This is a genomic window from Armatimonadota bacterium (genome assembly GCA_016125185.1).
Lineage (GTDB): Bacteria > Armatimonadota > Fimbriimonadia > Fimbriimonadales > Fimbriimonadaceae > Fimbriimonas.
Map to the genome: position 1 here is coordinate 606,707 of WGMG01000006.1, position 27,000 is coordinate 633,706.

Genomic DNA, 27,000 nt, shown 5'->3' on the forward strand with positions numbered 1-27,000 from the left:
TTACTTGTTTGTCGCGTCGGGAGTATTCGTGGCTGGCGTGTTGGGAGCGTCGTTGTCGGCGGTTGTGGTCGGCTTCTTACCGGTGCCGACGATCAGGTTCTCCTTTCCGGGAATGACGTACTGGACCAAGTCCTTGTAGTTTCGGAAGAGGAAGAGGCTGATGATGAGGGCAAGGCCCGCTAGGAAGAACTTCATTTGAGCCTGCATCGAGATTCGCTTTCCTCGGCGGACGACTTCGATGAGGGCGAGGAAGATTTGGCCTCCATCGAGTGGACCGATGGGGAGCAGGTTGAAGATGCCGAGCGAGATACTGATGAGGCCGGTGATCTCGAAAACGGTGGAGAATCCACTTTGAACGGCTTCTTTGGTGATGACGGCCATGCCGACGACGCCTGTGGAGTTGTTGACCAGCACTTTGGGTTGGGTGAACTTCTTCACCATCATGCTGACCTGTTGGATCGGCAGCTCGGCGGCTTGTTTCATGGCACCGATGAGGCCGACGTTGACTCTATCCACGCCGAAGTTGACGCCCACCAGATATTGCCTTTTCGTGTCGCCGGTCAGAAGACCATCCTGGTCGAGCGATGGCGATTCTTCGTCGGAAAGCTTGGGCGTGATCGGAATGTGGAGGACCGACTTGTCGCGAGAAACCTCAAAGTCCAGCGGGCGGGTGCCGTCGAATTGGCGGATGCGATAGATCGCATCCAACTTGCTTTCGACCTTGTGTCCATTGATGGAGAGGACACGGTCGTCGACTTTCAGTCCAGCCGCTGCCGCCGGTTCGCCCTTCACGACCTCGCTGACTTTGTTGCTTGGGACTAAGTCGCCGTTGGTGGTGTAGAGGGCGACCAGCACGACCCAACCGAAAAGGAGGCTGAAGATGGGACCGGCAAGGAGGACGACGATTCTCTGCCAAGGGCCCTTGGTGTAAAAGCCGCCACTGGTCTGAACTTCATTACCGTCGTCGTCGGGTTCCATGCCGACGATCTTGACGAAGCCGCCGATGGGCCAGGCGCGAACATTGAAGAGGGTTTCTTGCTCCTCGCCGTCGTCGGTTTTGTACCGTCGTCGGCCAAAGGTTTTGAGGATGGGACGGCCCATGCCGATGGAAAACTCGGAGACGCCCATGTTGAAAAATCGAGCGGCAAGATAGTGCCCCAGTTCGTGCACCGAAACGAGGATGCAGAACATCAGAACGAGCACGATACCAGCCAGGAGGTTCATCAACATGCAGGGATTCCCAGGGTTTGCCGGACCAAAGCTCGGGCTTCGACATCGGCGTCCAATATGGATTGTAACGTCGGAAGCGCCGGGGAATGTTCCGACATAGCCTTTTCTACTACGGTCGAAATCTCTAAAAAGCCGCACTTGCCTCGTAAAAAGGCGGCGACGGCCTCTTCATTGGCGGCGTTCATGGCGGCAGGCATGGTGCCGCCGATGGTGGCTGCGCGACGCGCGAGACCGAGTGCAGGGAAGGTGTCTTCGTCCGGTCGCTCGAAGGTGAGATTTGGGGTGTCGGCGGGATCCCAGTTCTTGAGATCGTTCGGGTTTCGCTCGGGATAGGTGAGGGCGTAGAGGATGGGAAGGCGCATGTTGGGCCACCCCAGTTGGCCCAGAACCGAGCCGTCGGAGAATTTCACCATTGAGTGGACAATACTTTGGGGGTGGACGACGACCTTGACCTGGTCGATCTCCACGCCGAAGAGCCATTTGGCCTCGATCATCTCCAGGCCCTTGTTCATGAGGGTAGCGGAGTCGATGGTGATTTTGCCGCCCATGTTCCAGGTCGGGTGGTTCAGGGCCTGCTCGACGGTAATGTCCTTGAGATCGTCGCGAGTCTTGCCTCGGAACGGACCGCCGCTAGCGGTGAGAATGACCTCGCGAACCTGATCGGGTCGGTAGCCTTGCAGGCACTGGAAGACGGCGCTGTGTTCGCTGTCGATGGGGGTCATGGCCACGCCATGCTGCTTCAACAAGGGCATGACGATCTCGCCGGCGGCGACCAAAACCTCTTTGCTGGCGAGGGCGATATTCTTGCCCGCTTTAATGGCTTCGAAGGTGGGAAGCAGGCCGATGACGCCCGCCACCGAAACCACCACAATATCGGCGCTTTCGAGGGTGGCGAGATCGACCAAAGCGTCCATTCCATCTCGCTCGAAGAGGACGGTACTCTTTACTTCGAAGCGTCGGGCCTGCTCGTCCAGCAACCCTTCATTCCGCGCTGCCGCCAAGCCGACGACTTCAAATTCTTTCGGAAACTGCTGGATGATATCCAGAGTCTGTGTGCCGATACTTCCCGTCGAACCAAGGATAACGACACGTTTCATTCAGGAATATTGTGGCACTTATCTGAGGTTGGGGGAATTCCAGCCGAACTAACCAGAAGGAGGAGAATCTCATGTCGAATTCAGTTGAAATCTGCAATCTCTTGAATGAAGCCGCGAAGTCCGGCGTCGTCGTGCGAATTCGATATCCGGGCCACGATAAGGTGTCTGCGAAAGTGGGCGAAATCGGGTCCGATTGGGTGGAATTGGCCACCCTCTCCGATGCGAGACACAAGGGTGGCGAGCGATGGTTCAAGATTGCCTTGATCCAGGAAGTCTCGACGCCCGAATCTGCGCCGACTCCCTAGTTCTGCCCGTTATCAAACGGGCTTGGAATCTTCCGCCTGGGCGATCTTGGGCTTAGGCGGAAGTCATATCCCGAATTGAGGATGAAGATCGTCGCGATCGCCGACACGAACGGGTTGTAGCCCATCCCCGGAAACATTTGGAACATCCACGACCAGAAAAGAAACGTGAAGATGATCAGCCCTAACCTGAATCCGGTGCGCTTGATCATTTCGACGAGCGGCGTCATGCGATCGCCGTAGACGCGGCGGACGAATGAGGAAAGGAAGATGACGAAGAACACAATCGCCAGAACCCATTCGCCGGTGCTGAGCGGTTCGCTCTTGGAGTGGCTGGATAGGTTGGTGAAGTTCGTGTTGAAGAGAAACGCGAGGTAGATCGCGTAGGCGAGGCATCCGATTCGGATGAGGGTCGAGGACAGGACGCTGAGGACCTGCTTGCCCCGCGACGGCAACGGGTTGACTTTGCCGAGGATATCGGCGATTTCCGCGATCAGTTGTTCTCTTGTAGGTTCGGTCGGCATCTTGTCGATCCCCTTTATTCTATGCCAAAAGGTAATCTCTCATTGCATTGAACCAGGCTGATCCCCGCTTTCGACTCACCGACTCATTGGCCCGGGAATTGGCGGATCGGTTCGGCACTCCTCTGTATGTCGTCGATGAAGCGTCGGTGCGCGATCGAGTTCGGCAGTATCGAACGGCGCTTTCCGCGCTCTATCCCAAAACCGAGTTGAGCTTTGCGAGCAAGGCGAACTCGACGCTGGCGGTGCTGAAAATCGTTCGACAAGAAGGCGCGACCATCGATGTCGCGAGCGAGGGCGAACTCCGGGCGGCGATGCTGGCCGGAATTCCGGCTTCGGATTGCCACCTGCATGGCAATAACAAGAAGCGCGAAGAGATTCGATTTGCACTAGAGCAGGGCGTTAGCCACGTCGTGATCGACCATTTTGGCGAGATCGAAATGGTGGCCGAGCTGCTTGGCGAGTTTCCCACCCGGTTCTTGCTACGGCTTGCGCCGGGGGTTGATCCCAAGACGCATTCGCGCATCTCGACGGGGCAATCGGACACGAAGTTTGGATTCAACATCGCGGACGGATCCGCCGAAAAGGCGTTGGCTCGATGTCTGGAGCTAGGTATTCCGGTCGATGGCATCCACTGCCATGTGGGTTCGCAATTGCTAGACGATGAGGCGCAGAGCGCGGCGGGCGAGTTTCTAGCGGAATTTGCGGTCGCAATGAAGCAGCGGCACGGGGCCGATTTTCAGCACATCATTATCGGTGGCGGGTTGGGAGTGAAGTACACGGCGAAGGACGATCCGCTCTCCATCGAGGAGTATTGCCGCCGAGTGGTCGGCGCGATGAAGCCGATTTTGGAAAAGCACGGTCTGCATCCCGCGCTGGGCATGGAACCGGGGCGGAGCATTGTGGCCGAGGCGGGCGTGACGCTGTACACGGTTGGCGTGGTGAAATCGGTGCCGACGGCACCGGGCAAAACACGCACATATGTGGCGGTCGACGGCGGCTTGAGCGACAACCCACGTCCGGCGATGTACGAAGCGAAATACGACGTGGAGGCCATCGGGCATGTGCCAGGCGAGACCATGACGGCCACGGTTTGCGGCAAGCACTGTGAAACGGACAACTTGTTCGTGGACGTAGAAGTTCCGAAGGACATCGTCGCTGGGGACCTGCTTCAGGTTCTCACGACGGGCGCCTATAACTCCACGATGGCGAACAATTACAACCGATACCTGCGACCCGCGACGGTCCTAATTCGTCAGAATGGAAAGGCCGAACTGGTCGTTCGGCGGGACTCATGGGAAGAAATGTTTGATAAGGAAGCGGTGCCGGGAGATTTGTAATGTTCAGTCGATTTGATCCTTATCAGATAGTCTTTAGCCTGCTTGTTTTCATCCCGGCGATTGCGATTCACGAATTTTGCCATGCGAAGTTCGCCGATATGGCGGGCGACATGACCCCACGCGCGCAAGGACGCGTCACGCTGAATCCGTTGGCTCACCTGGACCCGATCGGCACGATCATGATCGTGATTTCGTCGATGGCTGGTTTCGGCATTGGGTGGGGAAGGCCAGTTATGGTCAACCCTTCGAAGATGAAGAATCCGCGATGGGATCACTTCATTTCGGTCATCATGGGGCCGGTTTCGAACCTGGGCCTGGCGCTGGTCTGCGCAATCCTCATCAAGTCGGGATTGGCGGATCGGGAAGCCTTGTCGGGGCTTGGCGAAACGGGGATGAGCTTTGGCCGCGCCGCGTTTGCGAGCGGCAGTGCATTTTTCTCGCTCTATGTGCTGATGTCGTTCATCATGAACCTCAGCCTTTTCTTCTTTAACCTGATTCCGCTGGGGCCGCTCGACGGGCACTGGTTGGTTGGCGCGTTTCTGCCGCCGCAGGCAAGAAATAGCTGGTACCGGTTCTGCCACGGGCCGGGAATGATCATCTTCCTGATTCTCGTTCTGATTCCGGCCGGAAACTTCAACGTCATTGACTGGTATTTAGGCACAACCGTTGGTACCACGATGCGCCTGATGCTGGGTATATAGTTACGGTGAGCGACAATAAGCGAATCTTAAGCGGCATGAGGCCCACCAATCAGCGTGGCCTCCACATCGGGAATTATGAGGGCGCCTTGCGAAACTGGGTGGACCTTCAGAACCAGGGCTATACGATGTTCAGCATGGTCGCCGATTGGCATGCGCTCACAACCATGGACGAAACATCGCAGATCGGCAAGATCACGATCGAGGTAGCCAAGGATTACATTGCGGCAGGGCTGGACCCGGCCAAATCTCCGATTTTCGTACAGAGCCATGTGCCGGAGCACGCCGAGCTTCACCTGCTTTTCAGCATGATCACGCCGCTGGGCTGGTTGGAGCGGACGCCGACGTACAAGGAAAAGAAGGACGAGATGGAGGGTGCGGAGCGAGAGCCTTATGGGCTTCTGGGCTATCCGGTTCTGCAGACGGCCGACATTCTGCTGTATCGTCCCTACGGCGTTCCGGTGGGGCGCGATCAGGCTCCTCACTTGGAGATCGGCAACGACATTGGTCAGCGGTTCAACCGGTTGTTCGGCAAGGACGTTTTTCCGGTCTACAAGTACCTAATTCCAGAAGATGAGAATCGGGCGAAGCTGCCGGGCCTGGATATGCGCAAGATGTCGAAGTCGTACGACAACTGCATCTACATGAGCGATACTGCCGACGAGACGGCGGCGCGGATCAAGAGCGCATTTACGACGCCGACGAAGATCAAAAAGACCGATCCGGGCATCCCCGAGGGGTGTGCGGTGTGTCAGTACCTGAAGTTGTATTCGCCGAACTGGGAGACCTGTTGGGAAGAGGATCGGCAGGGCTTGCGCGGGTGCATGCAGAACAAGACGGAGTGCATCGAGGCGGTCAACGAGTATTTTCGCCCGATGCGGGAGCGACGGGCCTCGTACAGCGAGGACGACATTCGCGACGTTCTGCGCGATGGTGCCGAGCGGGCTCGGGCGGTGGCGGCGGAGACGTTGGACGAAGTGCGAAGCGTGATGGGCCTGTTGGTTTAGCAGCAGGCCGGTCGGCTATCCCCCGGTTCACTTCGTTCACCCTCCACTTGGCGGAAGGGTATCTCCGTTTGGTTGGATACAGTGAATGGCTTGAACGCAAACCTCCGGCTCGCAACGAGATGTCGCTTTGGGTGTTTGAAGCGAAACCTCGCTTGAGTTTGGGGTCGCTTCGCTCCGTGGACTCTGACTGTTCCCATTTCTATCCCAGCCCTTGGAACGCAATGCATTCCAAGGGCTGGGATAAGCTGAAACGGGCTTTCAGCCCTTTTGGGCCGCCAAATTCCGGAGGGTGTCCAGCAATCGCCAGCGGCATCGTCTGACTAGACGACCTTCAATACTCTATGGCCCTAGGTGGAGGAGGTAGTAGTCGCCTTTGACGTGCTCGGGGTCGATGACGTCTTCGACCAGTAAGTCGCCATTACGAGCGGCCCGGATCATAACGGCAATCCCGGTGGCGCGGGGCCATCCGTCAAGGTCGTTGAGAATAGCGACCTTGTCGCCTCGCCAAGCGACCTGCTTTTGCTTCAGCGGATCGCCGTCGGTGACGAAGCCAATGACCGTACCATCATTGAGCATGGCGGTGACGTAGGAGTCGCTGAATCCGTCGGGAATGGGCAACTCCTTCCAATCTTTGCCGTCGAGGCGAAACGCTCGCGTTGGTCCGCCGTCGGGGCCGAAGGTTCCGATGACTGCGCCTTTGGTTTGGGCGATCCAGCGGACCAGTGAATAGCCTTTGGGCGTGTCGACGGTTTCCACCTTGCCGTTTTCGCAAAGCATGAGCACATCGCGATTTTCAGACGAGGACTGATGGTGTTCGCGGAACCAGATATCGGCATTATCGGTGGTGCCGCAGACGGCGAGAAAGTAGCCGGATTCATACAGAACCCTGCTGGAGACGATAACATCTTTCGCCGATTTTGAACTCGGAATGGGTTCTCGGGTGTGCTTCTCGAGAACGATGCGAAACTTGGTCTTAGAACCTGGTGAGGGGACGAGTCGAGACATGAGGAGCGAGCCGTCATTCTCGAATAGATTGCGGGTGGGTGCACTTATTCGAAAGGCCGCATGGAAGGAATTGGAGGCGATGTCGGTGCCCAGATTCGCCGTGTTGACCATGTCCACCAGCCTGCCATCGGGGGTGAGCTGCGGGTAGACGTTCTCCGGGACGGTATCCAGCATCTTCTCGGTTTCGTCCTTCAGTAGCGAGTAGTGGTGGCCCTTTATGGAGTTCTCGGTCGTGCAGATGACGCTGCCATCGTCGGACATGGCGATCGGCTCTCTGACCATGCCGCTCTTGCGAGTGAGTTTTGGTGCGAAAGTGCCGGAAGGAATGACGACCGAGGCCTTCGTCGATGGAGCGGAAATCGCCGTCTTTGGTCCTGGACTGCTGGCCGAGGGTGAGCATCCAGCAACGGAGAGGGTGCAAAACAGCAGTCCGGCGAAGGGCAAGTTTCGGGCAAACATGGCGATGACAGGTTTTGCGCAGTTTAGTGAACCGCGATCACATAATAATCGCTTCCGCCGCTTATGAGGTCAGTGATATTTCGGATCGCTAGGTCACCGCGCCGGGAAGCGCGATCGACGAGGGCAAGTTGGCCGTGCTTGGGCCAACCCGGCTGATCGTCCAAGACGGCGAGTTTGTCGCCTCGCCAAAGGACATGCTCGACCTTTTGACCATCCCACGTCGAAAGGTAGCCGAGGATAGTTCCGTCGCTGAAAATCGTTTGGACGAACGAGCAGTCAAAGCCATCCGGCATGGGTAATTCCTGCCAGGACGAACCCGTCCAGGAGAACGAGCGGAAGGGAAGTCTTCCGTGAAGGATGCCAAATGTTGCGGCGATCTGATCTCCGGTTGCGGCGACTCGATTGATGGCCTCGTATTGGTCAGGGAAGGGGAATTCCTCCTTTTCGCCTTTTTCGAGGCGGTAAAAGCGGTCTTTACCCAGGGCAATCGATCCTTGATGGTCCACCAGCCAGATGCGATCGCGATCATCGACGCAGAGAATTCCGATCAGGTCTTCGGACGCGAACTGCTCTTCGCTTGAGAGGATCTTGTTGTAATAATTGCCGACATTAACTGCCACTCCAGTCCCAGCTTGGGGAGCAGGAGCGGGTCGAACACCGTTGGCGGGCATGGGGACGGCGAGCATCGCACCCCCTGCCCGAGGAGGCGGGTCGATGTTGGTCACCTTTCGCGTTTGCACCAGCAGCGTGTAATAGTCCTTGGTGAAAGCCTGGTGCTTTGGATCGACTTCCTTCCCCTCGACGGGACTTGCAATTGAGTTGGGAGCAATGTTCTTTTGGACGATTACCCCCTGACCGGTGGAGAGAAATTTTGAGCGTCCGTCGGATTCGTTAAAGGGGAAAATGTTGGGTGAGATGCCAGAATTGGTGGCGACTCGCACCGACTGGGTAAGACTGCCGTTCGGAAGCAAGTGCTCGACGACAGTGGGGTCGGGTGCCTTGACCGTTTTGTGATCGCCCTCGCGGTAGAGTTCGTACTCTCCTTTCTTTTCGTTAGCGAGGAAGAGGAAATCGCCATGATCGCTCATCGAGGCAAGAGGTAATTGGGGCAGATCTGAACGGGCGAGCGTCACTTCGAATGACCCGCTGGGTTTGATGCGGGGCCGGTCTTCTGGCGGCGTAGCCGCATGGAAGTTGGGCCGTCGATCATTGCCGCGATCCACTAATTGGGCTTTTACGGCCAAGAACGACGCACCGAGAACGGCGGCACCGACGAGCGGCCAGACAATGGTTCGAATCGAAGCGCTCATGGTTGAATCTTTAGCAGATAGTTGTCGCCGGTCCCGGAGGCGGTATCTGTGATGTTACGTACGTAAAGATCGCCTCGGCGAGTTGCCTGAACCACATATGCGACCTGACCGTTTTTGGGCCATGCCTTCAGATCGTTCAGTACGGCGACAGAATCGTCCTTCCAAATAACCTGTTTGGCGTGCATGCGGTTTGAGTCCGTGATGATGCCGAGGATCATGCCGTTATCGAGTACCTTTTGAACGAACGAGAAGACGTACTCGGATGGCATTGGGAGTTCCTTCCATCCTCCGTCCGCAGTCTGAATAAACGAGCGAATTGGCTCGATGTTAGCGTGGTCTCGGAAAGTTGCAGTCACGATCTTGTCGTTCGAGGCGACACGCTCGACGATTTGGTACTTCGGCGGCATTTGAACCGGAACAAGCTTTTTGTGCTCCAGTCGGAAGAGGTTGTCGCGCAATTCTTCCTTGTCGCCAATGGCTTCTTTGATCCAAACCAGGTTGTCATTAGGTCGGTCGAGGATGACCAGCGAGTTGTGGGAGCTAAAGTAGGTCTCGCCGTCGCCTTTGAGGCGGTCGAGCTTTAGGACGAAATTGGGAACGCGCTTCTTCGGTTCGTAATGGACGTTGAGGATGGAGCCGTCGTCGTTAACGCGTCGGAAAAACCGGATTTCGTTGTAACCGGAGATCATCGGGCCCGAAATGAACCGCGATTGCGAGGTTGGCCCCGCTTGGGAGGGGATTCGACGTTTGATGACCTCGCCGTCTGTGGAAAGAAAAAGTCGATAGTCGGACGGGAAGACGCCGAGGTCCTCCTGTTTTCCTTTGTACATGTGGAAGTACTGGCGAATCTTTGAGTGTTCGGTGGAAGAGAAAAACAGGAAGTCGCCGCGATCGTTCATGTCGGCGATGGTGTATTGGCTCATCGTCGAGCGCTTGAGGTCGGGAGTAAAGCTGGATTTCGGCGCGATCGGCGGCCGGTAGCTACGAGGTGGCGGCGGTGGGTAGCTGCCGATCATGTCCAGTGTCGGCGGCGGATCGAAGGAAACTCGGCCACGGTCAGGGAGAAAATAGCGCACAGCCCCAAGGGCGGCGGCCACGCCAACCGTCGCAAACAAAAGAACCTTTAGGCGGTCATATTCAACGCCGCGTTCCATGTCTCACCCCCATAGAATCAGACGAAACGTCCACTAGAAAGGATACTCGGTTGGCCGCACTGGTTAAAATGCTAGGTACCGATGCGATTCCTCGGATGCCTCGTCCTGTTTGTAGCCGCAAGCTCCATGGCCCAGTTTTCTCCGAAGGAAACACAAATGATCGCCGATACGTTGAGCGTTGGCGGGTACACGGTGGACGATCTGCAGTTTGCCAGGCAGAGCTTTGTGCCCCAGTTTGGGCTGGACCTCTGCAATAAGGCGCTCGCTTCGCCGATTTCTGGGGCGGAGTCGATCATGGCCCTGCACGCGAAAGCCGACACCAGTACCCAGTCAATGCTGACGACGATCATCAGCGATTGCTTCAAGGACACGAATCAGTCGTTCAACCACGTCGCCATAACCGGCCCTCTGAAGAATGCGGCTCTCCTCCCCGAAGAGCTTCGACAGCCGGTGGCTGACCTGGTCAGCGCAATCTCGACGGCCAACGCGCAAATCAAGGATGCGACCTCCAAGTTGACGCCGGAAGAGAAGCGGGCGATCATCGAATCGCTGCCGCAATGGGCGGCGTTGGGGACGGACATTCCGTTCGAATTTGTTTCTAAGCCGAAGATTTCACAGGAGTCGCTGTATGCGCTTTTGGCCAAGGTCAACCTGCCGATGATCCGGAATGCGGCGCTGGAGCTCGATCACGAGGTTCAGGACGCCTTGCCGAAGATTCGCCTTGCGGCGGCGGCGGGATGGAAAAGTCGAGCGATCTTTTCCGAGAACGGCGTGAATGTCGAGGTCGCGGGCGTTAACGACGATCTGCACGATACGCGGAACTCGCACCTCTGCATCGACCTGGGTGGGCGAAACCGGTACACGGGCCGCTATGGTGCCGGGATTGGCTACGCCAGTGTCGTGATCGACTTGGGGAGCGACATTAAGTCCGACTTTCCCGACGCGTCGGCGGGAGTGGGAATTCTGGGCATCGGGGAGGCGATCTTCGAGGGCGCACGGCCCGATTTGATTGCGAAGAACATCGCTTTTGGCTCTGGGTTGGCGGGAGTTGGCGTCATTAAGGTCGATCAAGCGTTTCGCATGGAATCTCGGTCGTTGGGGCAGGGATTCGGCATGTGCGGGATCGGCCTGATGATCGGAAGCAAGGGGTCGGATACTCAGAAGATTGGGTACCTGGGGCAAGGCGCGGGAATGATGGGCGGCGTTGGATGGCTCTTTAATCCGGCTGGTAATGATCGCTACCGTGCGGGTGGGCTGGTGCCGGACGGCATTTCCCGACAAGGTTTTCTCTGCCGCGCGCAAGGCTACTGCGGCATTTTGCCGGGCGGAATGGGACTGCTGACGGATAACGACGGCGACGACCTCTACGAAGCAGGCGCAGAGTCGCAGGCGAGCGCGAGCGGTTGCGGCATCGCAAGCCTATACGACCTGGAGGGTGAAGACGCCTACTTTGTGCATCGCAAGGGACAGGCGTTCGCGGAAGACGAGGGCGTGGCGATGCTTTTCGATATGGCGGGGGACGACGTGTATATGGTTCGAGAGAATCAGTGTCATGCCTACGCGGTGGATCGGAGCGTGGCGCTGGTGCTCGATCGGGCGGGGAACGACGTGGTGGCGGCGCACGACAGCGAGCCAGCGACGGCGCAGGAAGGCTCGGTGGCGATCTATTTGGATGCCGAGGGCTCGGATACGTTCGCGGGCCCGGTCGGGGTAGGTGTAACGGTGGATGGCCGATTTGGTGTCGGCCTTTTTGCGGACTTCGGTGGCGATAACAAGATTGCATCTGGCCCTGGCCCGGGGGCGGCGGTTTACCGCGATCATGCGATTGCCTACAACGGCGAAGGTGGGGTGAGCGATGAACTTCCATCCTTGCCGCGGGCGGGCTCGATCCATGCCAGCGACGATGAAATCGACGACCTTTGGGAGAAGGTGCAAGCGAGCGGGAAGGACGCCTTTGAGGCGGGCAGGAAGCTGAATGGGATTGGTCAGCCCGCGTTTGAGCGTTTTTGCACCAAGTTTGCTGAGCATTCGACGCCTCGGTCTCGCCGAGTGGCGGCGAGCATCGTGAGTCAGGTCCCAGGAGCCCGAAAGGTGCTGGCGGATAAGGCTTCGATTGCGAAGGACTTTGCCGAGCGGGCGCTTTTCGAAGTTGCGACGTTGGCGAACTGTCCGGACCTGCGGACATACATTGGTCCAGCCCTGCAGAACGAGGCGACGCGGCGCATGGCGACGCGATACGCGGCGGCAATCGGGGCAACCGAGTTCATCGATCCCATTTCCGGCCTGGTGCTGGCGGGCGATGCCCTGACGGCGCAAGACGCGGTGATCGCGATCGCGAAACTGGGCGACGCGAAGCTGGTTTCGACGATGGAGTCTCTGATGCAGACTAAGGATTTAGTCATCCGAGAGCAGGCCATCCAGTTCATTGCTAAGTATCCGCGCGGTTTGGAACTCGGCAAGCAGATGATGGGACGGAGTGACGAGCATTCGCTGATGACCGGAATCGAACTGCTGGGGGCGGTGGGCACCGATGAGGCGCTCCGATTGGCGGGATCGGGACTCAATTCGACTTACAAAAACGTGAAGGTCAAGGCATTGACGACCCTGAGCGGGCGAGTGCCGGAGTCTTATCGGGCGCGGGTCATTGAGTTGACGAAGGATCCGAACCCAATGGTGGCGGCAGTGGCGCGCGGCGTCGATATTGGGCGATGAGAGCGGTTCATAGTTTGGTTCTTGCGGTTGTACTGATCGGTTGTGCGGGGCCATCGAAGCTGCCACCTTCTCCTTTGCGGGCACTGGTGTCGAAGGGACCAAGCGACGAAAAGATTACATCGATCCAGTTTGAGCCTCCAGCCACGTCGACTGTCGATCGAGCAGGCAAGAAGACGATTTGGGTCCCGTCCGGGTACAAATCGGAAGGAGAGGAAAAGCTTGGCTTTGCCAAGGCTGAGAAGCTTCCTGAAGCTACGGAACGGGCAAAAGCCATGTTGCCATCGATCCACCTTGGTGGTCCGAGCGAAATGAGCGTGCAGTTCGACGAGATGGTGGCCATCGTTCAAAGGGCTCCAGCTACGGCCGATTTTCCGATCGAGAAGTACGGGTTAGGGCCGTTTGGTCTGACGAACGACTTGTACTTCGGACATACGTTTTGGGACCTCGACGTTTGGATGGTGCCAGCGTTTTTGTTCATCAATCCAAGTGCGGCCAAGTCCGCCGCCGATTATCGCCTGGACCGCGCGGCCCAGGCACGACGGAACTTCAACGAGTGGGCGAAAGGGAAGAGCGAGGCTTTTGAACTGGGTGGGATGATGTTCCCATGGGAGTCGTCGGTCTCGGGCCGGGAGGTGTGCATCCAGAAGACCCGAAATCAACAGCATATTTCGGGCGACGTCGTCTGGGGTTTGACGCAATGCGAGGCGTTTGGGTTGGCCAACCCGACGGCAGTAGCGGACGTCACGCGGGGCGTGGCGCAGTTCTACGGCATGCGATCAAAACAGACGGCAAGGGGACGAGAGATTCTCGATGTGACTTCGCCCAACGAGAAGTTCGAGGGCGACAACGACCTCTACACGAACTTGCTGGCCGAATGGTGTTCGAATGGACGGCGATGGAGCCCCAGGCCAACCTACTATTTGCCGAAGGACCAGCAATCGCTCCTGAACTACGACAACGACCCGATGCGGGACTACCAGCAGGCGGCGGGGCTGTTGGCGATCTATCCACTTCAATATCCGGAGGCCGAGCGCGAGGCGAGGACGATGCTAGAGCGGTTTGGCGACAAAATCAGCCCGAACGGGCCAGCGATGGGGCACAGCGTGGTTGCGACGATTTGGGCGAGACTTGGTGAGCCCGAGAAGGCGTACGCGGCGTGGCTGGATAGTTGGAAACCGTACACGGACAATCCGAACCACTACTTTTCGGAACGGCGGAAGGTGCTTCGCGCCTACTTTTATACGGGCGCGGCAGGGGCGATCAATACGGTCATCTACGGCTTCGCCGGATTTCGAATCGACCGGATTCCGTTGCCGGGCGCGAAGTGGACGAAGCAGTTGAAGTCTGGCTGGTGGCTGAGCGTCAAGCCGTGCGTTCCGAAGGAGATCGGGCAGATTTCGATGCGAGGAATCGTGCTGGACGGCAAGCTTTACGATTTTTCCATGTCGAGTAACGGTGATTTTTCGGTCAAGCCGAGGGTCTGAGCGGGTATTCTATCCTTTTAGTTTGAAACGCTATCTCCTCCTCAGCGACGGCTCTATTTACGAGGGAACCGCCCTAGGAGCATCGGCCGATTCTGTAGGTGAGGTGGTCTTCAATACGGGGATGACCGGATACCAGGAAATCCTCACCGATCCCAGCTACGCCGGCCAAATGGTCATGCTGACCTACCCGCTCGTCGGCAACTACGGCATCAACGACGACGATTTCGAATCCGACCGCATCCAGGTTTCGGGATTTATCGTGAAAGAAGCCTGCGACGACCCGAGTAACTGGCGATCCGAGAAGACCCTCCATCAACTCCTTTGCGAGCGCGGCGTGACAGGAATTCAGGGATTGGATACCCGAATGATCACCAAGCACATTCGGAGCGCGGGCGTGACGATGGGCGTGATCTGCGACGACCCTGTGGCGGGCAAGCAATCGCTGGAGAGCGCGGATCGGTACGACGATAGCGACTTTGTGTACCAAGTGACAACCAAGGATTCGTACAAGTACGGTCCTTCGGGGCGAGAGTCGCTTGAGGAACCGGACGCCGAGGGTAGACCTCGACTGGTGGTGCTGGACTGTGGTCTAAAGTTCAACATTCTCCGACGGTTCTGGAGTGCAGGCTGTCAGCCGATTGTGGTTCCTTGCCACGCAAGCGTCGAAGAAATTTTGAACCATCGACCGGACGGAATCTTGCTGAGCCCTGGCCCGGGTGACCCGAAGCGGCTTCAGCCGGTCATCGAGACGGTGAAGAAGTTGATCGGGGTTCGACCGATCTTTGGCATCTGCCTTGGAAACCAGTTGCTGTGCCATGCCGTCGGCGGCGAGACGTACAAACTGAAGTTTGGCCACCGGGGAAGTAACCACGCAGTTCGCGACCTGGAGACGGGCAAGGTGACGATAACGAGCCAAAACCACGGCTATGCGGTCGACCCAGATTCGTTGAACGGCACTCGGGCGATGGTGACGCAGGTCAATGTGAACGACGACACCGTCGAGGGGATTCGCATCAAGGATGCCGACGCGTGGAGCATCCAATATCACCCCGAGGCGGCACCCGGCCCTTGGGATTCGCGTCCCTACTTCAACCAGTTTGTGGAGAAGATGAAGAGTGGCAATTGAACTTCTCGATAACCCACTGATCACGTCGCTCGAAGAAGACCTAATGGGGTCGTTCGGCTCCTTTCCCGAGGAAATCTATCTGATTTCGGTGGGTGACGGAAAGTTTGCGTGCAACAACGCGACAACTCCCGATGGCATGCAGGTGAACGGCTTGGCGTGTTTCCCGTCGCCAGACGACGTGACGACCTATATGGCTTCGGAAGGCGGCCTATCGGGCGACATCAAGAAGAGCTCATTTAATGACGCAAGAGAGATCGCCAAGAGCAAACCGGTGCTGGACTGCCTGTTCCTTTTCGCCGGAATTCGGATCGTCGAGATTCATTTCGTGCGGTAACGGAATTCCACAACTTGGCGAAAGTTGTTACGAATTTCTTTGAAATTTGATAGAATGTTAACGTCCTGGTTCATTCTAGGCTCCTGCCCTAATTTACCCATAGCTTCAATTCGGAGTTCTCATATCATGAAAATGAATCGAAATCGGGCATTTACACTCATTGAACTGCTCGTAGTTATTGCCATCATTGCCATTCTTGCGGCAATCCTTTTCCCTGTTTTCGCGCAAGCCAAAGAAGCGGCCAAGAAGACCGCCGACATCTCCAACAACAAACAGCTCCTTACGGGAACGATGATGTACATGGGAGACAACGACGACGTCTACCCGCTTCTGCGCGTTGGTCCGTCCAACTGGCAGTCGAACGTTACCGGCCCCCAGATCAATTCTGGTCACATCCTGCTTATCCCCTACGTGAAGAATAAGGACATCTGGAAGTCACCGAACGACTCGCTCGCTCGATGCGACGCGAACTCGACGGGCTACGGCTCCCCGGTTACGGGCGGCCCGGTTAGCTACGTCTTCTCGTACAACGGAAGCCAGAACATCAAGAACACCAGCGCGGCTCTGCCGTATGCGTGGGGTATCGCGGGTTGGCTCGCCACGAACGCCGATGGATCCATTCCTTCGGGCGGTACGGTTCGAACGACTTCGTTGACGGCCAGTCAGATCGGCGCTCCGTCATCGACCATTTGGCTGATGCCGAGCTACATCTCGTGGTCCTACTGGAACGGTCTGATGCAGCATCGCGCCGACCAGCGACAGTACGCATTCCCGCCGTCTGACCTTGCCGGTTCGCTTGCGACCTGGCCGGGCACGACCGCAGTTGGTGCCGCATGGTGCTCGAACGACTTTATGTCGCTCGGCGCTTACACGAAGAAGACCAACTGGGGCTTTGCCGACGGACACACGAAGACGATTGATCGATCGGCCATCATGGATCGCACCTGGCTGACCGACCCGACCACTGCAAATGCGAATAACCTGAAGAATCTCATCCACTGGGATGAAAGGTTCAAGTAGTAATGAACGAAAACCTTAAGAAAGGTCTTCTCATTGCAGCGGTAATTCTGCTGGTCGGCTTTGCCGGCTGGCAGATCGCAAAATCGGTTGGATCGGATACTCCGCACGTCGAGGCGGAAGCGAAGGTAGAACCGGGACACAAGTCGGAAAAGGAATTGGCGCTCGAAGCCCAGCAACAGGGCAAGACCACCACGCCTCAGCCGGCTGATTCGAAGTCTGAGGCCGATAAGGAAGCCGCTCTCGCAGGCGGCTAGGTCGAAACCTCTCTCGCAAAGGGTCTTCTCACAACGTGGGAAGGCCCTTTTTCACGGGTAAACTTTTGTTTTAATGAAAGTTCTTGTGATCGGCTCCGGGCCCATCGTCATCGGCCAAGCAGCGGAGTTTGATTATGCGGGAACCCAGGCGTGCAAGAGCCTGAAGGAGGAGGGCCACGAGGTTGTCCTCATCAATAGCAATCCCGCCACGATCATGACGGATCCGGGTGTAGCCGATGCACTTTACATCGAGCCTATGACGCTCGAATTCTGTACCCGCGTCATTGATCGCGAGAGACCGGACGCATTGTTGCCAACGCTAGGCGGTCAGACCGGCTTGAACCTTGCTACCCAGCTTCAGGACGCGGGCGTCCTCGACAAGTACAACATTCGCGTGCTCGGGACGCCGCTGAGCGCTATCAAGCAAGCTGAGGACCGCGAGAGCTTCCGCTCTCTCATGCGCGAGATTCAGGAACCGGTTCCTGAGAGCTGGATTGTGACGACGGATGCCGAACTCGAGGCGATCCTTGACGAAGTTCCTTATCCTTGTATCATTCGCCCGGCGTATACGCTTGGCGGCACAGGCGGAGGCATCGCCAACACTCGCGAAGAGCTTTGGGAAACTGGCCGGAAGGGGCTCAAGCTCTCCATGCGAAGCCAGATCATGGTCGAGCGCAGCCTGCTGGGCTGGAAAGAGGTCGAGTACGAAGTCATGCGTGACTCGAACGGGACGGTCATCACCGTCTGCAACATGGAGAACTTCGATCCGATGGGCGTTCATACCGGCGACTCCATTGTCATCGCCCCCTCGCAGACCTTAAGCGACATCGAGTACCACATGCTCCGCACGGCGTCGCTGAAGATCATTTCGGCGCTTGGGATCGAAGGTGGGTGCAACGTGCAGATGACCGTGAACCCGGATAGCTTCGACTACTACATCATTGAGGTTAACCCGCGCGTGTCTCGCTCGTCGGCGCTGGCGTCGAAGGCGACCGGGTATCCGATTGCTCGGGTGGCGGCGAAGATCGCCATGGGCATGACCCTCGATCAGATTCAAAACCAGGTCACGGGGACGACCAAGGCGGCCTTTGAACCGGCGCTGGACTATTGTGTGGTGAAGATTCCACGCTGGCCATTTGATAAGTTTGCTTCTGGCGATCGAACCCTGTTCACGCAGATGAAGGCGACCGGCGAGGTCATGGCGATCGACCGATCCTTCGAGGCGGCATTCATGAAGGCGATCCGGGGCTTGGAGATCAAGCAGAAGGATCTGCGACACGCCAAGTTTCAGGCGCAAGACGATGAGCAATTGGAATCGTCGATCCGCCAGCCAACGGACGAGCGGCTCTGGGCGATCGCTGAGGGGCTTCGCCGAGGTTGGAGCGTGGAGACCGTCAACAAGATTTGCAAAGTGGACACCTGGTTCCTGCGCAAGATGCTCAAGCTGTTGGACATTGAGCGCGAACTGACGGAGGCGCACCAGTCGGATGTTCCGCTAGAAGACATTGTCTTCCGAGCATTCATGATCGGGTTCCCAAGCCCGGCGATCTTCGACATTGCCAAGACCGACGATCCGGCTTTCACTGAAAGATTGAAGCAGGTCGTGGATAACCTGAAGGTACAGCCGGTGTTTAAGATGGTGGATACCTGTGCAGGCGAGTTTGAATCGAAGACGCCGTACTACTATGGAACCTTCGAAACCCAAGACGACGTCGTTAGAGCTTAAGATTCGAGTCGAATAGCTCGATGGGATTGCCATCGGGGTCGTTGATGAGGACTTGCTTGCCACCGGGACCGGTGACCAATCCAATCCGAATTTTGGCGCCTTTCTCCACCAGTTTTGGCAGCTCGTTTTCGAGTTGATTGATTGGGACGACGATTCGATTCCACCCTCCGGGCGTCGCTTTTTCACCGATCTGCTCGGCGGCGGTGGCGGCAGAGGTTTGGGGGCCGCTCAACCAAAGCTGGTTTGACTTATCGAGGGTCATGATGGCGAAAGCCGGTCCCCACTGAACGACCAATTCGAACCCTAACACATCGCGGTAGAAAGCGATGGACTTTTCCAAGTCGGAAACAAAGTAGCGAATGTTCATGCGGGCATCTTACTACGCCCTTCCTTAACCTAGCAAATGTTCCAGGAGGATAAACTAAGGTCATGCGTTTCCTTGCCCTGGTTCCGGCAGTGCTTCTCTCGGGAGCCTGCCTCGCCCAAAAGCCGCTGACTTTGACCATTCTTCACTCGAACGACCTTCATTCTCACGAGGATCCTACGGCGATCAAAGGGAAGATGTATGGCGGGCTGGCTCGAATCACGACCGTGATCAAGCAGGTTCGGGCCAAGGAAAAGAATGTCATTTTGTTGAACGCCGGGGACTGCTTCCAGGGCACGCTATTTTTCAATATTTACGATGGCTTGGCGGAAGCGGCGGTTCTCGATAAGATGGGCTACCAGGCGTCGTGCATCGGTAACCACGAGTTCGACAAAGGCGTCCCGAACCTGGTCGATTTCTGCAGGCACGTCAACTTCCCGATGCTTGCCTGCAACATCGATATGACCAAAGAGCCGGAACTGGCGAAGGTCGTCAAGCCTTACACGATCCTGACAGTCGATAAGCAGAAGATCGGGGTGGTAGGTCTGATTACGGATACGACAGGCAACATCACGCTCGGCGCGGACAATCTCGTTTTTGAGAAGCATCTTGCGCCGACGCAGAAGGCCGTCGATGAACTGACGAAGCAGGGCGTCAACAAGATCATTGTTTTGAGCCACATCGGCTACGAGGAAGACCAACAGCTTGCGGCAAAGCTCCACAACGTCGATCTGATCGTGGGTGGGCACAGCCATACGCCTTTGGGCACTCCGGCTTTGGATGGATGGCGACCGGCGGCAGGTCCATATCCGACCTACGTGAAGGATGCCGACGGGAATTCTGTGCCGATCGTGCAAGCGTGGGAATGGGGCAAAGTGTTCGGCGACATCAAAGTTCAGTTTGATGCGAAAGGGAAGCTAACCAAGGTTTTGGAGGCCAAGCCGATCGTGATTGATGCCAGCATTCCCGAGGACCCAGAGGTTGCTAGCCTGATCGATACGCTTCGAAAGCCGGTGACGGCGATGGGCGACGCAGTCTTGGGAACCTCATCGGAGGCTTATACGGACCGTACTTCGGTCGGATACTTTGTGGCCGATTCGTACCTGATGGCGACGAGCAAACTGGGCACGAATCTGGCTTTGATGAACCCGGGTGGCGTGCGCGCGAACCTTGAGGCAGGGAAAATCACGTTTACGGCGGCCAACTCGATCTGTCCGTTCCGAAACTCGTTGGTGATTGCGGAGATGACGGGCGCACAGATTATCGCCGTGCTGAACGACAGCAAAGGCAGTCTGATTCCTTCGAAGGGGACGCACTATACTGTGGCGGGTGGCGGCGTTCGCGACCTTATGATCAACGGTGAGGCCGTTGACGTGGGCAAGACTTACAAGGTTGTGGTCAACAACTTTATGGCGGGCGGCGGAGACAACCTGGCGACCCTGAAAGATGTGAAGAAGCTCGATACCGGGTTATCCGATATCGATGCTTTCGTCGACTATATCAAGGCAAACAGCCCGCTTTCGACGGGCGGCGAAGTGCGAATCGGGCACTAAACCGTTTGGCTAGGCTCGGGGAGCCTAGCCACCCAATCCGTCCCAGCAGTTCTTGACGCCGCCGGCGAGTTTGAGCACGTCTCCCTCGCCTTCGTAGTGCATGAATGCGGTGTCGGGGGAGCCGCCGAACACGTGTCGGTGGATCGCCGTGATGTGGATTCCAACCTTTCGAAGGGCGTCGATCGAGTGCTGAAGATCTTTTTGGGTGCAGCAGGTGTCGCCCATCGCCATTGTCAGGCCGCACTCACACCCGCTGAAGGCCACCCAGGAGCCGAGGCCCATGCCGGGGGTGAATGACTCATCCAGAACCTTTACGTTTAGGTCTTTTCGGGGTGTAGCGAAGCGAACGACACCGCTTGGGAAGACTTGGGGGGCTGCGCCGAAAATTTTGCCGAGCGCTTCTTTGTCGATCTCGGGTTTGCCCATCTTGGGAAGAACCTTGATCTCTTCGCCGTGGCCCAGAATATCGAGCGCTGGCTTGAAACCCTTAGCGAGATCGGCGGGTGAGCCAACTTTTTGGAAGTGCAGGTAGAAGAGGCGAGGCTGCTCGGATGTCATGTGGTTGTGTAGCGACACGATCTCGAAGTCGGCTTTGCGGAGGGCATCGATCACTCCGTCGATCTCACCTTCGAGCATGGCTACATCGCCAACGGCAAGAGAGTGGTCGGTTGGTGAAGAGAAGGCGATATAGGTCGCGAGGCCGAGATCGGTGGGAATCGCCATTCCTCTTGAGTTCTCAAAGGTGACGTCGTTGCGGGGAAAGTTGATGCGATAGGTTCCGTCAGCGTTAAGCGTTCCGTTTTTACCGATGATTTTGGCGGCGTCGGTGTACGGCGTCGGTGGGGTCTGTTGACCAAAGCTTTGGGACGTGAGAAGGGAAGCGAATAGGGCGAACGAGAGATATGTGGGTTTCATGGTTGTTCTGCCTCCATTGTCGCACTTTTGCAAATCCGAAAAAAGTACGGTCGGTTTGGCACTTTTTGGCACGGGAGTCGGTATTCTTCATTTGAATACCCTACCCCTGGTGGGTAATCCTGATTTTCATGAATGGCCTCCTAGACTTCCTTCAAAAGGGCGGGGTGATGATGTACCCCCTCATCATCTGCTCCGTCCTTATGATCGCCCTTATTCTTGAGCGCATCATCGTCATGCGAAAGGAGTCTCCAGACGTGGAGAGTATTTTCGAGGACATTCGAGAGAATTATCAGCCGGGCGATGACCCGAAGAAAGCGATCGACATGATTCAGCGAAAGGGCATTCCGGGCAAGGTGTTTGCCCGTGGGCTCCTGAACTCGAGGCGGGACGCCGACGCAATTGAGATGGCGATGGAGTTAGAGGCGACGGGCGAAACTCCGACCCTGGAATCCAACCTGGCGATCATCAAAACGATTATCAATATTTCTCCGCTTCTGGGTCTTTTGGGCACGATCGCAGGCATGATCGCAAGCTTTCGAGCGGCGAGTCAGGTTGGTCTCAGCAATCCGACGCAGATTCTGGGGGGCATTTCGGAAGCCTTGATCTCGACGGCGACCGGTATCTCGCTGGCAGTGATCGGCTTTGTGTTCCACAACTACTTTTCCAACCGAGTTCGGCGAACGATCGAAGACATGGAGTATTTCGGGGCCGAACTCGTGAACCTCATCACCGGGCGAGTGGAGTAAGCCATGAGGAGTCGCGTCAAGATCGGTCGGCGCAAGCCGATTGAAGAGCCGGAAATCATCGTCATCCCGATGATCGACGTGATGATGTTCCTGCTGTTCTTTTTCATGGTGGCAAGCCTGGCGATGGCGGTTCAGAATGGGATTCCGGTGAACCTGCCCAAGGCGAGCACCGGGAAGGATGACCGGTCGCAGACCGTGACGATTACGCTTCAGCCGGACGGATCGGTGTATTTGAACACGGCGAAGATCAAGCTTGACCAGCTTGCGCCGAAGCTGAAGGAATTAGGTGTCACGGGACGGACCCTCGTGACTCTCAACTCGGACGATAAGGTGCCGTATGGAACGGTGGTTTCGGTCATGGACGAGGCGAGGCAGGCAGGCGTACAAGCGTTCGCATTTGCGACCAATAGGCAGTAAAGATGGCGAGCCGACGACGACGACGAAAAAAGAACCCTCTGCTCACGAGAATCTTCGTCATCACCGTTATTCTCCATGCCATCGCGTTGCCGATCGCAGCTCACTTTGGCGTCTTCAAGAACATCAAACGCGGAAACGGTACTTCGCAGATTGTGATGTTGACGACCAGCCTCAAAGATCAGCCTGAACAGCCCAAGGAAAAGCAAAAGCCGAAACAGGTTAAGGATACGAAGAAGGCCCCGTCGGGAGCGAAGTCGGCGAGTAAGGGGAAGTCGGACAATTTGCCCCAGCCGAAGGTTGTGACCTCGGGTCCGGCTAATGGAGCCGGTGGCGGCGGAGATACGCCAAGCGCAGAGTCGGGAAGCGGCAAAGCGGGGCAAGTTCCCAACGGGGGCAAGACCGAACCGGCGAAGACGGAGCCTACGAAACCCGAGCCAAAGCCCGAGCCAGAAAAGAAACCGGAGCCCAAGAAGCCCGACCCGCCCAAACCGGAACCGGCAAAACCGGAACCCGAAAAGAAGCCAGAACCCCAGCCAAAGAAGATCATTGAGGCGGTGGTCTCCGAGGCTCCGCAACCGGAGATTCCTGAAGACCTTCGCTATGACCCGCTGGACAAGACTCTAGTGGTGGAAGCGCAGATCGATACCGGCGGGCACCCGATCAATGTCGAGATCGTGACTTCGACCGGGATTAAGGAACTCGACGATGTGGGGCTGGAGACGGCGAAGAAGTATCGCTTTACTCCGGCGACGATCGACGGCGTGGCCATCGAGCAACGGGTCCGATTCAAGATTTACTTCAAAGTCGAATGATGCAGAACCTTCGTATGTTGTCGTTAGCTGCGGCGTTGGCCGCCGTGCCGTGCGCCTATGCCCACGGGCTGTCGCGGGTGTGCTTCGTGGTGGTCGATCCGGTGACGCGAATGCCGGTGGAAGGGAAGGTGACGGTCACCGACGATGCGGGGCGGAGCATACAGCTCACCAGTTCTTACTTGCGGCTAGGGCGGACCGAGGCCTTGAATACGTTGGCATGGCGTTCCGAACCGGAAGTTGATCCTGACGTGACGGTGATCACGATTCCGGCAGGAGCGGGAACCACGATCCAGCAGAAGGACCAACTTCCGACGAAGGAGATCACGATCCATGTGACGGCGACACGGCTGAAGCCGAAGACGCCGGGGACGACTTCGGGCACTACTCGCGACAACACGGAACTGAAGAAGTTTGGCGGCGGCGGTGCCACAGGCAACGACAACAACCGACTAACCAAAGGACAGGCGGGCGTGGCAGAGGACTCGGCGGGGCAGGCGCACGTGCGCGGCGAGCATAGCGAGATCGCCTATGTGGTGGACGGTGTTCCGCTTCCCGACACGCTGTCCGGTCGGCAAGGTTCGATCGTGGTCGAGAGCACCATCCAGACCCTGGAGATGATTACCGGAGGATTTGCACCGGAATTCGGCGGGCAAACGGCCGCAGTTCTGAACATTTCGACGTTGGCGAACATCAAGAAGCGCCGATGGGATTACTCGACTTCGGCGGGAAGCTTCGATACGTACGGGGGTGAGGTTACGGCGGTGAGCCCGCTTGGCGAACGCGGCAATATCGTATTCGACGTTTCATCGAGCAAGACGAATAGTGCACAGGAGTCGCCCCAACCGGACAACCAGACGGCGCACAACGCAGGATCGACGCGGTCGTACTTCAGCAAAGTGCGGCTTGCGCCGAACTCGAAAGACGCCTTTACGGTGACGCTAAGTCACAATCCCGACGGCCTGCAAATCGCCAATCGATCGGGTTTGCCGGACTCGTTCGCCTCGGCAGGGCAAGGGTACGGACTATTCGGCCTGCGAAATGCGGACGGGTCGCGACCAGACGTCAATTCGAGCAACTCCGGTTTGCTGGGAGCGGCGCCGGTGGTGCTCCAGAGCCAACAGCAGGCCGGGCAGGACATCAACCAGTCGGAAGTCAGCGAGTTTGCCACCATCAACTATCAGCGGCAGATGGCGAAGGGGGAGTCGGCACAATTGGCGATGACGCTTCTGCACAGTGGCCAAGATGTCACGAATAACAACCCGTTGATCGACCTTAATAACCTGCCGGTGGACAACAGCATCGAATACAACCCGACGGCGATTCGCAACGTCCACCACGTGCAGTTTTCGGGCAGTTGGCAGGCGAAGCGGGGGGCTCATCAGCTCAAGGCGGGGTTCTTGTGGGATGCTCAGAGCGGGACCGAGTCGTACAATGTCATTCCGGCTTCTCAACTGGCGCTCGACGCGTTGGCGGCGTTGGCACCGGACTTGGCTCCGCCGGGCACGACGAACGGCCAGCTCGACATCAACGGCAATCCGGTGTATACGGCGAACGGTTCGTCGCCGACCTTGAATGTGCATCGAACCGGTTCGTACAAGGCGGCTTACGTGCAGGACACGACAAAGTTTGGACGGTGGACGGCGAACTACGGCTTTCGTGGCGACTGGTACGACCAGGAGCAGAACTTGGGGCAGAACTCGGTTAACTCGTTCCAATTCTCTCCACGCGTGAATCTGCAGTATCAGATCGACCGAACGATGGACCTTCGGATGGCCTACAATCGCCTTTTCAACACTCCGCCGCTGGCGCAGGGCGCGATTGTGGGCGAGGCAATCCAGCCCGAGACTTTGAGCCAGTACGACATCGCGGTTTCCAAGCGGTTCACGCCTCGGCACACGATGACGCTGGCCTACTACTACAAGGACATCCGAAACCAGGTGGATACGGGATTGCTGATCCCGGGAAGCCAGATTGGGCTTTATAGCGCGGTGAACCTCCAGTTTGGCGGCGTCCACGGCGTCGAGTTTAGCTACGACGTTTCGGCCCCGAAGGACGGCGGCTGGGACACGTACGTTCACTACTCGTACTCGGCGGCAAAGCCGAACGGCGTCGACAACACAGGCGAGCCGGTCGATGACTATAACGACCACGATCAGCGGCAGACGGTGGGAATCGGCGCGGCGTACACGTGGAAGTCGGGTGCGACCTTTGCGATGACGATCGACCACGGCTCAGGCTTGGCGAGTAGCATCGTTCCTCCGAGTGAGGGGCGAACGCCGCGAACCCAGGTCGACCTGCACTTTTCAACGGGCGACAAGCTGTTCAAGGGCAACGGCGGATTGGCGTTCGATGTGTCAAATTTGTTCGATGACCGAACGGTTATCAACTTCCAGTCGGCGTTTAGCGGAACTCGATTCCAGCAAGGGCGACGAATCGCCCTTACTGTCTTCGGGCACTTCTAGAGTTCCATCTTGGGCGGTGGCTGGGGGCTTTCCTTCGTCCGTGCCTTTTTGATGACTCGGTTCACGATCCAGGCGATAAGTCCGAGAGGGATCAGCCAGGGAGCGACGGCGACCAGGAACAAAAGGAGCGCGGTCGCGACCTGCTTCATGACATCCATCGAGCCTCCGAAGGTGCGCCCGACTTGGGTTTTGACGCCGGGGGAGCCTTGGGGAACGAAGTCCTTGATCTCCTGCATGGCGATGTCGATCGTCGACATGTCGGCTTGGTTGGCAAGGAGGCGCATGCGGCCTTCGATGCGCTCGGCTTCTTCGCGGACGCGGCTGAGTTCCTTTTCGAGGGTCAGCACGTCGCCGAGTTTGCCAGATGATCTTTTCAGGAGGTCGATGAGGCGGTCCTCCTCAACCTTCTTGTTCTTGAGACGGGCGGCAGCATCGTAGTATTCCTCGCTGACGTCTTCGGCTTGGCGGTTGCTGGATTCGAGTTCACCGAGTCCGGAGAGGAACTGCATGAAGCCGTCGAACTGGGGGGAGGGGATGCGGACGGTCCAGTGGGCGGTGCGGATGGTGCCTTTGGCGCCGGTTGTTCCGCCGCCGCTGAGGTAGCCGCCGACTTTGCGGATTTGGGAGGCGAGTTGTCTGGAAGCAGAATCCAGGTCCTCGCAAGCGAGTTGGACGGTGCCCTTGTAAATGACTTTGCGGGGCATGGCGTCGGGGATCGACGAATTGGGATTGGACGGGGTCTGGGCGGCGACCATTTCGGCGGTAGCGGCGGCGGTGCTCGCTACTGTTCCGGCCGAATCGGCTCCACTACCCGATCCACATCCTACGATGGCGATGCCTGCGCACGCCAGGTAGATTAGTTTGCTCATCTCTTGGTGACCTCTCAGTCATGAGTTGTTCTTGTTAACCTGGCATTCGAGACAGGGGTTCCTAGTCTTTGGTACTTGAAATT

General features: G+C 57.4%; 25 protein-coding genes. 16 read left to right on the plus strand and 9 right to left on the minus strand.

Annotated features, from left to right (window positions below; all coding sequences use genetic code 11):
* Both GC165_10640 and GC165_10645 read right to left on the minus strand, forming a co-directional pair.
* Positions 1-1,230, minus strand: coding sequence for a PDZ domain-containing protein (locus GC165_10640; protein ID MBI1333323.1), 1,230 nt, complete (start codon positions 1,228-1,230; stop codon positions 1-3).
* On the minus strand, positions 1,224-2,327 hold the full coding sequence (locus GC165_10645; protein MBI1333324.1) for a 1-deoxy-D-xylulose-5-phosphate reductoisomerase: 1,104 nt from the start codon (positions 2,325-2,327) through the stop codon (positions 1,224-1,226). Before GC165_10645 ends, GC165_10640 begins: the two co-directional genes overlap by 7 nt.
* A gap of 71 nt (positions 2,328-2,398) precedes the next feature.
* On the opposite strand from GC165_10645, the gene GC165_10650 reads away from it, so the two are divergent.
* On the plus strand, positions 2,399-2,632 hold the full coding sequence (locus tag GC165_10650) for a hypothetical protein (GenBank protein MBI1333325.1): 234 nt from the start codon (positions 2,399-2,401) through the stop codon (positions 2,630-2,632).
* Here GC165_10650 and GC165_10655 read toward each other — a convergent pair.
* A complete protein-coding gene (locus GC165_10655) occupies positions 2,629-3,153 on the minus strand; it encodes a hypothetical protein (GenBank protein ID MBI1333326.1) in 525 nt (174 codons plus the stop codon). The two genes, GC165_10650 and GC165_10655, sit on opposite strands and share 4 nt — an antisense overlap.
* A gap of 41 nt (positions 3,154-3,194) precedes the next feature.
* Here GC165_10655 and lysA point away from each other — a divergent pair, with 41 nt between their 5' ends.
* Genes lysA through trpS form a run of 3 tightly spaced genes read left to right on the plus strand, consistent with a single transcriptional unit; the run spans position 3,195 to position 6,195 of the window.
* Positions 3,195-4,490: a diaminopimelate decarboxylase gene (gene lysA / locus GC165_10660; GenBank protein ID MBI1333327.1), complete on the plus strand. Its 1,296-nt coding sequence runs from the start codon at positions 3,195-3,197 to the stop codon at positions 4,488-4,490.
* Entirely contained in the window at positions 4,490-5,191 is a 702-nt protein-coding gene (locus GC165_10665) for a site-2 protease family protein (GenBank protein ID MBI1333328.1), read from the plus strand. The genes lysA and GC165_10665 overlap by 1 nt, the downstream gene beginning before the upstream one ends.
* A 5-nt stretch (positions 5,192-5,196) precedes the next feature.
* Positions 5,197-6,195 carry a tryptophan--tRNA ligase gene (gene trpS, locus GC165_10670; GenBank protein MBI1333329.1) on the plus strand — a complete coding sequence of 333 codons (999 nt, stop codon included), beginning with the start codon at positions 5,197-5,199 and terminating at the stop codon, positions 6,193-6,195.
* A gap of 339 nt (positions 6,196-6,534) precedes the next feature.
* Here the strand turns inward: trpS and GC165_10675 are convergent, their stop codons facing one another.
* Genes GC165_10675 through GC165_10685 form a run of 3 tightly spaced genes read right to left on the minus strand, consistent with a single transcriptional unit; the run spans position 6,535 to position 10,123 of the window.
* Positions 6,535-7,659, minus strand: coding sequence for a hypothetical protein (locus GC165_10675; GenBank protein MBI1333330.1), 1,125 nt, complete (start codon positions 7,657-7,659; stop codon positions 6,535-6,537).
* 23 nt (positions 7,660-7,682) lie between these two features.
* The gene (locus GC165_10680; GenBank protein MBI1333331.1) at positions 7,683-8,969 is read right to left on the minus strand and encodes a hypothetical protein; all 1,287 of its coding nucleotides are present in this window, start codon (positions 8,967-8,969) and stop codon (positions 7,683-7,685) included.
* Positions 8,966-10,123 carry a hypothetical protein gene (locus GC165_10685; protein MBI1333332.1) on the minus strand — a complete coding sequence of 386 codons (1,158 nt, stop codon included), beginning with the start codon at positions 10,121-10,123 and terminating at the stop codon, positions 8,966-8,968. The genes GC165_10680 and GC165_10685 overlap by 4 nt, the downstream gene beginning before the upstream one ends.
* Before the next feature lie 81 nt (positions 10,124-10,204).
* On the opposite strand from GC165_10685, the gene GC165_10690 reads away from it, so the two are divergent.
* The 7 genes from GC165_10690 to carB all read left to right on the plus strand — a co-directional run bounded on the left by GC165_10690 (position 10,205) and on the right by carB (position 18,779).
* Positions 10,205-12,835: a hypothetical protein gene (locus GC165_10690; protein ID MBI1333333.1), complete on the plus strand. Its 2,631-nt coding sequence runs from the start codon at positions 10,205-10,207 to the stop codon at positions 12,833-12,835.
* Positions 12,832-14,319, plus strand: coding sequence for a hypothetical protein (locus tag GC165_10695; GenBank protein MBI1333334.1), 1,488 nt, complete (start codon positions 12,832-12,834; stop codon positions 14,317-14,319). The genes GC165_10690 and GC165_10695 overlap by 4 nt, the downstream gene beginning before the upstream one ends.
* Before the next feature lie 22 nt (positions 14,320-14,341).
* Entirely contained in the window at positions 14,342-15,445 is a 1,104-nt protein-coding gene (carA, locus tag GC165_10700) for a glutamine-hydrolyzing carbamoyl-phosphate synthase small subunit (GenBank protein MBI1333335.1), read from the plus strand.
* On the plus strand, positions 15,435-15,779 hold the full coding sequence (locus GC165_10705; GenBank protein ID MBI1333336.1) for a hypothetical protein: 345 nt from the start codon (positions 15,435-15,437) through the stop codon (positions 15,777-15,779). Before carA ends, GC165_10705 begins: the two co-directional genes overlap by 11 nt.
* Positions 15,780-15,911: 132 nt before the next feature.
* A complete protein-coding gene (locus tag GC165_10710; protein MBI1333337.1) occupies positions 15,912-16,799 on the plus strand; it encodes a prepilin-type N-terminal cleavage/methylation domain-containing protein in 888 nt (295 codons plus the stop codon).
* Positions 16,800-16,801: 2 nt separating this feature from the next.
* Positions 16,802-17,053: a hypothetical protein gene (locus GC165_10715; protein MBI1333338.1), complete on the plus strand. Its 252-nt coding sequence runs from the start codon at positions 16,802-16,804 to the stop codon at positions 17,051-17,053.
* Between the two features lie 73 nt (positions 17,054-17,126).
* Positions 17,127-18,779, plus strand: a complete 1,653-nt coding sequence (carB, locus tag GC165_10720; protein MBI1333339.1) for a carbamoyl-phosphate synthase large subunit — start codon at positions 17,127-17,129, stop codon at positions 18,777-18,779.
* Here carB and GC165_10725 read toward each other — a convergent pair.
* Positions 18,769-19,146 (minus strand): VOC family protein, encoded by a 378-nt coding sequence (locus GC165_10725; GenBank protein ID MBI1333340.1) that lies wholly within the window; start codon positions 19,144-19,146, stop codon positions 18,769-18,771. The genes carB and GC165_10725 overlap by 11 nt on opposite strands.
* Positions 19,147-19,208: 62 nt before the next feature.
* Between GC165_10725 and GC165_10730 the strand changes: the two genes are divergently transcribed.
* Positions 19,209-20,696, plus strand: a complete 1,488-nt coding sequence (locus GC165_10730; GenBank protein MBI1333341.1) for a multifunctional 2',3'-cyclic-nucleotide 2'-phosphodiesterase/5'-nucleotidase/3'-nucleotidase — start codon at positions 19,209-19,211, stop codon at positions 20,694-20,696.
* Positions 20,697-20,720: 24 nt separating this feature from the next.
* Here the strand turns inward: GC165_10730 and GC165_10735 are convergent, their stop codons facing one another.
* The gene (locus GC165_10735) at positions 20,721-21,611 is read right to left on the minus strand and encodes a DUF1259 domain-containing protein (GenBank protein ID MBI1333342.1); all 891 of its coding nucleotides are present in this window, start codon (positions 21,609-21,611) and stop codon (positions 20,721-20,723) included.
* A gap of 128 nt (positions 21,612-21,739) precedes the next feature.
* On the opposite strand from GC165_10735, the gene GC165_10740 reads away from it, so the two are divergent.
* From GC165_10740 to GC165_10755, 4 genes are read left to right on the plus strand one after another with little or no spacing between them, the layout of a single operon-like run.
* Entirely contained in the window at positions 21,740-22,357 is a 618-nt protein-coding gene (locus GC165_10740; GenBank protein ID MBI1333343.1) for a hypothetical protein, read from the plus strand.
* Positions 22,358-22,360: 3 nt separating this feature from the next.
* Positions 22,361-22,774: a biopolymer transporter ExbD gene (locus GC165_10745; protein ID MBI1333344.1), complete on the plus strand. Its 414-nt coding sequence runs from the start codon at positions 22,361-22,363 to the stop codon at positions 22,772-22,774.
* A gap of 2 nt (positions 22,775-22,776) precedes the next feature.
* Positions 22,777-23,586 (plus strand): TonB family protein, encoded by an 810-nt coding sequence (locus GC165_10750; protein ID MBI1333345.1) that lies wholly within the window; start codon positions 22,777-22,779, stop codon positions 23,584-23,586.
* Positions 23,583-26,048, plus strand: a complete 2,466-nt coding sequence (locus GC165_10755) for a TonB-dependent receptor (GenBank protein ID MBI1333346.1) — start codon at positions 23,583-23,585, stop codon at positions 26,046-26,048. The genes GC165_10750 and GC165_10755 overlap by 4 nt, the downstream gene beginning before the upstream one ends.
* On the opposite strand, the gene GC165_10760 is transcribed toward GC165_10755, so the two are convergent.
* Entirely contained in the window at positions 26,045-26,917 is an 873-nt protein-coding gene (locus tag GC165_10760; GenBank protein MBI1333347.1) for a DUF4349 domain-containing protein, read from the minus strand. The genes GC165_10755 and GC165_10760 overlap by 4 nt on opposite strands.
* Positions 26,918-27,000: the final 83 nt, after the last annotated feature.

Excerpts from the sequence above, each read along its gene's own strand:
- carB (MBI1333339.1), top strand. The coding sequence starts at position 17,127 with ATGAAAGTTCTTGTGATCGGCTCCGGGCCCATCGTCATCGGCCAAGCA.
- GC165_10755 (MBI1333346.1), top strand. The coding sequence starts at position 23,583 with ATGATGCAGAACCTTCGTATGTTGTCGTTAGCTGCGGCGTTGGCCGCC.
- GC165_10725 (MBI1333340.1), bottom strand. The coding sequence starts at position 19,146 with ATGAACATTCGCTACTTTGTTTCCGACTTGGAAAAGTCCATCGCTTTC.
- GC165_10695 (MBI1333334.1), top strand. The coding sequence starts at position 12,832 with ATGAGAGCGGTTCATAGTTTGGTTCTTGCGGTTGTACTGATCGGTTGT.
- GC165_10760 (MBI1333347.1), bottom strand. The coding sequence starts at position 26,917 with ATGAGCAAACTAATCTACCTGGCGTGCGCAGGCATCGCCATCGTAGGA.
- GC165_10710 (MBI1333337.1), top strand. The coding sequence starts at position 15,912 with ATGAATCGAAATCGGGCATTTACACTCATTGAACTGCTCGTAGTTATT.
- GC165_10740 (MBI1333343.1), top strand. The coding sequence starts at position 21,740 with ATGAATGGCCTCCTAGACTTCCTTCAAAAGGGCGGGGTGATGATGTAC.
- GC165_10650 (MBI1333325.1), top strand. The coding sequence starts at position 2,399 with ATGTCGAATTCAGTTGAAATCTGCAATCTCTTGAATGAAGCCGCGAAG.
- GC165_10735 (MBI1333342.1), bottom strand. The coding sequence starts at position 21,611 with ATGAAACCCACATATCTCTCGTTCGCCCTATTCGCTTCCCTTCTCACG.
- GC165_10715 (MBI1333338.1), top strand. The coding sequence starts at position 16,802 with ATGAACGAAAACCTTAAGAAAGGTCTTCTCATTGCAGCGGTAATTCTG.
- GC165_10690 (MBI1333333.1), top strand. The coding sequence starts at position 10,205 with ATGCGATTCCTCGGATGCCTCGTCCTGTTTGTAGCCGCAAGCTCCATG.
- GC165_10730 (MBI1333341.1), top strand. The coding sequence starts at position 19,209 with ATGCGTTTCCTTGCCCTGGTTCCGGCAGTGCTTCTCTCGGGAGCCTGC.
- GC165_10675 (MBI1333330.1), bottom strand. The coding sequence starts at position 7,659 with ATGTTTGCCCGAAACTTGCCCTTCGCCGGACTGCTGTTTTGCACCCTC.
- GC165_10640 (MBI1333323.1), bottom strand. The coding sequence starts at position 1,230 with ATGTTGATGAACCTCCTGGCTGGTATCGTGCTCGTTCTGATGTTCTGC.
- GC165_10645 (MBI1333324.1), bottom strand. The coding sequence starts at position 2,327 with ATGAAACGTGTCGTTATCCTTGGTTCGACGGGAAGTATCGGCACACAG.
- GC165_10750 (MBI1333345.1), top strand. The coding sequence starts at position 22,777 with ATGGCGAGCCGACGACGACGACGAAAAAAGAACCCTCTGCTCACGAGA.
- GC165_10685 (MBI1333332.1), bottom strand. The coding sequence starts at position 10,123 with ATGGAACGCGGCGTTGAATATGACCGCCTAAAGGTTCTTTTGTTTGCG.
- GC165_10680 (MBI1333331.1), bottom strand. The coding sequence starts at position 8,969 with ATGAGCGCTTCGATTCGAACCATTGTCTGGCCGCTCGTCGGTGCCGCC.
- GC165_10655 (MBI1333326.1), bottom strand. The coding sequence starts at position 3,153 with ATGCCGACCGAACCTACAAGAGAACAACTGATCGCGGAAATCGCCGAT.
- GC165_10745 (MBI1333344.1), top strand. The coding sequence starts at position 22,361 with ATGAGGAGTCGCGTCAAGATCGGTCGGCGCAAGCCGATTGAAGAGCCG.
- GC165_10665 (MBI1333328.1), top strand. The coding sequence starts at position 4,490 with ATGTTCAGTCGATTTGATCCTTATCAGATAGTCTTTAGCCTGCTTGTT.